1 rRNA gene is annotated in these 1,024 nt (G+C 51.8%); it reads left to right on the forward strand.

What is annotated here, in order from left to right:
- Positions 1 to 1,024, forward strand: a 23S ribosomal RNA gene (locus HMPREF1992_RS11035); the annotation flags it as partial.

Below are 1,024 nucleotides of genomic sequence, written 5' to 3' on the forward strand. Positions count from 1 at the left end.
GAAAACACCCGATGAACTGAAACATCTAAGTAGTCGGAGGAAAAGAAATCAAAGAGATTCCCTGAGTAGCGGCGAGCGAAACGGGAAGAGCCCAAACCAAGAGACTTCGGTTTCTTGGGGTTGCGGACCTGCAACAAACTGGACACTTTAGTGGAAGCATCTGGGAAGGTGCGGCGAAGAGAGTGAGACCCTCGTACACGAAAGAGTGAAAAGCGGGCAGGGATCCAGAGTACCACAGGGCACGAGGAACCCAGTGGGAAGCAGGGTGGACCACCATCCAAGGCTAAATACATCGAAACGACCGATAGTGGAAAGTACCGTGAGGGAAAGGTGAAAAGAACCCCGGGAGGGGAGTGCAATAGAACCTGAAACCGTATGTCTACAAACAGTCGGAGCACTTTACATGTGCGACGGCGTGCCTATTGAAGAATGAACCGGCGAGTTAATTTATGCTGCGAGGTTAAGCGGGAGACGCGGAGCCGAAGCGAAAGCGAGTCTTAAGAGGGCGTAAAGTAGCATGGATTAGACCCGAAACCACAGTGATCTATACATGTCCAGGTTGAAGCTCAGGTAAAAATGAGTGGAGGACCGAACCCGTGCATGTTGAAAAATGTTGGGATGAGATGTGTATAGGGGTGAAATGCCAATCGAACGTGGAGATAGCTGGTTCTCCCCGAAATAGCTTTAGGGCTAGCCTCAGGCGAATAACCATAGAGACGGTAGAGCACTGATCGGGCAAGGGGGCGTAAAGCCTACCGACCCCAGTCAAACTACGAATGGCTCATATGGGCAGCCTGGGAGTCAGAATGCGAGTGATAAGACCCGTATTCAAGAGGGAAACAGCCCAGACCGCCGGCTAAGGTCCCAAATGCTGTGCTAAGTGGAGAAGGATGTAGGACTTCGAAAACAACCAGGATGTTGGCTCAGAAGCAGCCACCATTAAAAGAGTGCGTAATAGCTCACTGGTCGAGAGGCCCTGCGCCGAAAATATCCGGGGCTAAAGCACAGAACCGAAGCCGCGGCA

It is taken from the genome of Selenomonas sp. oral taxon 892 str. F0426 (genome assembly GCF_000468035.1).
Taxonomy (GTDB): domain Bacteria; phylum Bacillota; class Negativicutes; order Selenomonadales; family Selenomonadaceae; genus Centipeda.